Source organism: Brooklawnia sp. (assembly GCF_049651565.1).
In the GTDB taxonomy this organism is placed as follows: domain Bacteria; phylum Actinomycetota; class Actinomycetes; order Propionibacteriales; family Propionibacteriaceae; genus Brooklawnia.
Genome location: NZ_JBASCI010000180.1, coordinates 1 through 4,573 on the forward strand (window position 1 = coordinate 1; position 4,573 = coordinate 4,573).

Here is a 4,573-nt window from a genome sequence, read left to right on the forward strand (position 1 = left end):
CTGCGGGGCCTGCTGGGCCGGTTCGGCCTGCGGCGGCGCCCCGGCCTGGTCCTGGCTGGTGGTGGCGGCCCCGCCGCCGGAGGATCGCTCCGACTCGTCGCCGCCCATCATCCAGCCGCCCTGGCCGCAGCTCGCGAACAGCACGAGCGCGAGGACGGCGAGCACGATTCGCACCACCCTGGTCTGCAACATGTCGATCCTCCGGTCAGCGGTTGGTGTGGTCGAGGACGCCGTACCGCACCCGGATGCGTCCATCGGGAAGGGTCTCGTGGCTGAGCAGCTCCAGCCGCGTCGGCCATTCATCGGACGCCAGCGGCGCCGCGTCGAACAGTGCGGGGGTACCGCGGCCACCGAACACCCACGGCAGGATCTCGAGGTCGATCTCGTCGACCAGCCCATGGCGGAGCAGCGCACCTCCGAGCCGGCCGCCGCCGGTGCTTACCACGGTGTGGACGCCGAGCAGTTCGCCGGTCAGTTCAAGTGCCCTTGCCAGGGCGACGTGCTCGCGTCCCACCACGAGGTAGGGAATGCCGCGGCGCCGCAACCTGGTGAGGTGCTCCTCGGTGGCGGCCCCGGAGGTGAGGACGAGGGAGTGCCAGCCGGCCCACGCCTCGTCTGGCCACTCGGTGAACTGCAGGTCGATCGCGCCGCGGCCGTCCACCACCGCGAACCAGCGCCGACCCGGGGCCTCGACGACCTCGGCGGGCAGGAAGTGCTCGCCCTCGGGTGGGTCGGCGTCCTCGGGTTCGATCAGGGCGGCGTCGACCGGGCTGAGGAACGAACCGCTGCCCTCCAGCATCAGCTGGGGATCGTGCAGGGCACGCGGCCACTGGTAGGAGTCGCCGACGTCGTTGACTACCTCGAGCCAGCGTTCGTCGGGCGCCATCAGGTTGTAACCGGGTGCCAGGGTGAGGCGGCCGTCGATCGAAGCGACGTTGAGCGTGATCAATCGCGGACGAGCCATGCCCAATGGTAGGGCTGGGCGCGACCGTGCCGGCAGGGCCTTGGCTGCAGTGTTATCGGATTGTGGCTCCGGGGACCCTCAGCCCTCGACCAGCTCGACTTCGAGGGTGATCTCGGCGTTCAGCGAGTTCGACACCAGGCAGGCGGCCTCAGCCTTGTGCATCAGCTTCTCGGCCCGATCGCGATCGGCACCGGCAGGCAGCGTCAATTTCGCTGTCATGTCGACCTTGGTGAAGCGGGTCACCCGGTCGATGCGGTCGAGGACACCCTCGGCGCTGACGTCGAGATCGGTCCACTCGAACTTGTTGACCCCTGCCACCGAGCGCCAGGTGGCGACCAGGCAACTGACGACCGCACCGACGAGCATGGTCTCCGGCGACCAGTATCCGGCCGGGCCGTCGAACTCGGGCGGGGAGTGTCCTTCAAGGTCCGGCAGGCCGGGCGACGAGATGGTGGCCGGGTCTCCATCGGGCCGGCCAGCGGCCGAGGCCTGATAGCGGTGCGGGAACTTCTCCATTGCAGTTCCTTTCGTGTCATCGGATTGTCTCGATTGTCTCCCGGGAGGCACTGATCTGGTGGCCACCCCCGTGATCTGGTGGCCTCCTCAGCCGGACTGGATGCTGAGAGTGCTGGTCTGATACTCGCGTTCTTAACCTCGCAGCTATTGCGAATATTGCGAATAGCTGAGACGCTGAGGACATGAACAGCGCAGCACAGGATGCCGAAACGTTTGTGCCCGAGGACCAAACGGAAGCTGAAGTGCTCGACTTCATTGCAGCTCTCAAGGCGCGCGGCCTGGATGCCCCGGAAGCCAGGGCTCGCCTCGTTTCGAAGGATGGAACCGAAACTATAGACCTGCCTGACAAGGTGTTCCGCGCACTCAAGTTCGTCGCGGAGAATCTGGCCGAAGGCCGCGCGGTCACGGTGGCCCCTATTGAGACACTGATGACCACTCAGGAAGCCGCAGAGTTCCTCGGGATGTCTCGCCCATCGTTGATCAAGATCATCGAGCGAGGGGATCTGGCTTGCACAAAGGTGGGCCGCCATCGGCGGCTCCGACTCGGCGACGTACTGAAGTACCAGCGATCGATGGCCGACACTCGACGCCGCGCTCTGGATGAAATGGCCGCCATCGCTCGCGAGCACGGCCTGTATGGGGCGACCAGCCAGTCGCCGGAGGGGATCCGCTGATCAATCGTTCAGGGCGCGAACGACGTTTGTCACCGGGATGGTTGGTCATCATGCCCACGAGATGCTTGTAGCCGTTAACCATCGCTTCAGGAAACGCCTCTTCCATGAACAAGCGGCGGCGATGAATCTGCTCAGGCAGTGCCCGCTGACGCTCTGCCACGCTCCGCTCCATGGCGTCCAGCACTTCCACCGACCAGTAGGGAGTGAAACACCCCTGCTCAGCAATACTGAGCAGGTAGTCGCAGAGCACTTGCCCGAAGAGGGTGCACGTGTCGAGGAAGACCGGAAACGCCATCAGTCGCTACGCCTTGTCTCCGGCCTCGTGGTCGGCAAGTAGTTCCATCTGCTCCAGGACGAGCTTCACCGCGCCGGGTTGCTTGTCGGGCGGGTACTTGTGCTTGCGGAGCAGCCGCTTGACCTCGGCGCGAAGCCTGGCCTGAACGTCGGGCCGTCGCGTCCAGTCGGTTACACCCCTCATGCGGATCTGCACCGAGAACATATGACAAGGGGGATTATCAGACTGGATACTCGCGGCACGCTACTGGAGCGATCGCAGCACCCGGGCTGGATTCCCGACCGCGACCGAGTTCGCCGGGATGTCCTTGGTGACCACCGAACCGGCGCCCACCACACTGTTCTCCCCAATCGTCACGCCCGGGCAGACGATCACCCCGCCGCCGAGCCAGACGTTGTCGCCCAGGGTGATCGGCTCGGCGGCCTCGAGCTTGTCCCGGCGGGGCTGCGGCTCGAGCGGGTGGATCGGGGTGAGCAGCTGTACATTCGGGCCGATCTGGCAGTCGGCGCCGATGGTGATCGCCGCCACGTCCAGCGCCATCAGGTTGTAGTTGATGAAGGTCCGGGCGCCGACCGTGATGTGATCGCCGTAGTCGACGAACAGCGGCGGCTTGATCGTCGCCTCCTCACCCAGGTCGCCGATCAGCTCGGCCAGCACCTCCCGGGCCTCGGGATCCCCGGCTACGAAGGCCCGGTAGTACCGGTCGGCCAACGACACCGCCCGCTGGGCCCGCTGGGCGCTCACCGGGTCGTCCGCGATGTAGTAATCGCCGGCGATCATCCGCTCCCTGTTCGTCCGAAGGTCACCTGGGAAGTAGTCGCGTCCAGCCGCCTGGGATGTCGCCATGTCGGCAACTTAGCCGATCCACACCTGCGGGGCAGCCGGCCACGCAAGCTCCGCCCGGACGCCGGACAGCCGATCCACACCTGCGGGGGCTGCCGCCGCCACTGCCGTCCTGTCATGATCAACGGCATGGCGAGCCAGGAGAACCAACTCGTCGTCGACGGGCGGTCCATCAGGATCACCAATCCTGACAAGGTGATGTACCCGGCGACCGGCATGACCAAGGGCGAGGTCATCGCCTACTACCAGGCGGTGGCGCCCTGGTTCGTCCCGCACGCGGCCCGGCGTCCGGCCACGCGTAAGCGCTGGCCCAACGGAGTCGGCACCGCCGAGCGCCCCCAGCGGCCGTTCTTCCACAAGAACCTCGAACCCAAATCGACCCCCGACTGGGTGGCGACCCACACCATCGAGCACTCCGACGGCCCCAACGTGTACCCGCTGGTCAACGACGCTGCCACCCTGGTCTGGCTGGCCCAACTGGCGTCCCTGGAGATCCACGTACCGCAGTGGCGGGTGGGCGCCGACGGCCAGCCCGAGCCGCCCAACCGGCTGGTCCTCGACCTCGACCCCGGCGAGGGGGCCGGGATGGCCAAGTGCGTCGAACTGGCCCACCTGATCCGCGAGGTGCTGGACGAGGTCGGGTTCACGTCCTACCCGGTGACCAGCGGCAGCAAGGGCATCCACCTGTACGCGAAGCTGGGCGGCGAACTGTCCTCCGACCAGGCCTCCGACTGGGCCAGGGAGCTGGCCCGGTCGCTGGAGACGCTACATCCCGACCTGGTGGTCAGCGACATGAAGAAGGCGATCCGGCAGCGCAAGGTGCTGCTCGACTGGAGCCAGAACAACGCCGCCAAGACCACCATCGCCCCCTACTCGCTGCGCGGCCGCGAGCACCCCACCGTGGCCGCACCGCGCAGTTGGGACGAGTTGACCGCCGACCTGAAGCAGCTCGACTACCACGAGGTACTGGAGCGGCTATCGGACATGGGCGACCTGGCGGCCGGGCTGGACGACGACGCCGACAGCCCGGCGGCCGAGCGGCCCGACCAATCCGAGGGGCCTCAGCCTGCGGCCAGGGCTGACGTCGACCGGCTGACCCGGTACCGCAGCATGCGCGACGCCGAACGCACCCCCGAACCGGTGCCCGAGGCGTCCCCGCAACCGCGACCCGACGGCAACTCCTTCGTCATCCAGGAACACCACGCCCGCCGGCTGCACTGGGACTTCCGGCTGGAACGCGACGGCGTCCTGGTGTCGTGGGCGGTGCCGAAGGGCCCGCCG

General features: G+C 67.3%; 7 protein-coding genes. 2 read left to right on the forward strand and 5 right to left on the reverse strand.

Going from position 1 to position 4,573, the window contains the following annotated elements:
* The 3 genes from WBL05_RS08245 to WBL05_RS08255 form a co-directional block, all read right to left on the reverse strand.
* Window positions 1-192 (reverse strand): hypothetical protein (locus tag WBL05_RS08245; protein WP_424225126.1); only part of this gene is annotated, 192 nt, incomplete at its 3' end.
* Window positions 193-205: 13 nt separating this feature from the next.
* On the reverse strand, window positions 206-964 hold the full coding sequence (locus WBL05_RS08250) for a dihydrofolate reductase family protein (RefSeq protein WP_424225128.1): 759 nt from the start codon (window positions 962-964) through the stop codon (window positions 206-208).
* Between the two features lie 78 nt (window positions 965-1,042).
* Window positions 1,043-1,480 carry an OsmC family protein gene (locus WBL05_RS08255; protein WP_424225130.1) on the reverse strand — a complete coding sequence of 146 codons (438 nt, stop codon included), beginning with the start codon at window positions 1,478-1,480 and terminating at the stop codon, window positions 1,043-1,045.
* Between the two features lie 182 nt (window positions 1,481-1,662).
* On the opposite strand from WBL05_RS08255, the gene WBL05_RS08260 reads away from it, so the two are divergent.
* Complete coding sequence (locus WBL05_RS08260) at window positions 1,663-2,154, forward strand: helix-turn-helix domain-containing protein (RefSeq protein ID WP_424225132.1); 492 nt, start codon at window positions 1,663-1,665, stop codon at window positions 2,152-2,154.
* Window positions 2,155-2,455: 301 nt separating this feature from the next.
* On the opposite strand, the gene WBL05_RS08265 is transcribed toward WBL05_RS08260, so the two are convergent.
* A complete protein-coding gene (locus WBL05_RS08265) occupies window positions 2,456-2,632 on the reverse strand; it encodes a type I restriction enzyme endonuclease domain-containing protein (protein ID WP_424225134.1) in 177 nt (58 codons plus the stop codon).
* Window positions 2,633-2,692: 60 nt separating this feature from the next.
* Complete coding sequence (locus WBL05_RS08270; RefSeq protein ID WP_424225135.1) at window positions 2,693-3,295, reverse strand: sugar O-acetyltransferase; 603 nt, start codon at window positions 3,293-3,295, stop codon at window positions 2,693-2,695.
* Between the two features lie 126 nt (window positions 3,296-3,421).
* On the opposite strand from WBL05_RS08270, the gene ligD reads away from it, so the two are divergent.
* The coding region (ligD, locus tag WBL05_RS08275) for a non-homologous end-joining DNA ligase (RefSeq protein WP_424225137.1) at window positions 3,422-4,573 on the forward strand (1,152 nt) is incomplete at its 3' end.

Bases quoted from the DNA above. Each gene is read 5' to 3' on its own strand.
- WBL05_RS08250 (WP_424225128.1), bottom strand. From the start codon at position 964: ATGGCTCGTCCGCGATTGATCACGCTCAACGTCGCTTCGATCGACGGC.
- WBL05_RS08255 (WP_424225130.1), bottom strand. From the start codon at position 1,480: ATGGAGAAGTTCCCGCACCGCTATCAGGCCTCGGCCGCTGGCCGGCCC.
- WBL05_RS08260 (WP_424225132.1), top strand. From the start codon at position 1,663: ATGAACAGCGCAGCACAGGATGCCGAAACGTTTGTGCCCGAGGACCAA.
- WBL05_RS08265 (WP_424225134.1), bottom strand. From the start codon at position 2,632: ATGAGGGGTGTAACCGACTGGACGCGACGGCCCGACGTTCAGGCCAGG.
- WBL05_RS08270 (WP_424225135.1), bottom strand. From the start codon at position 3,295: ATGGCGACATCCCAGGCGGCTGGACGCGACTACTTCCCAGGTGACCTT.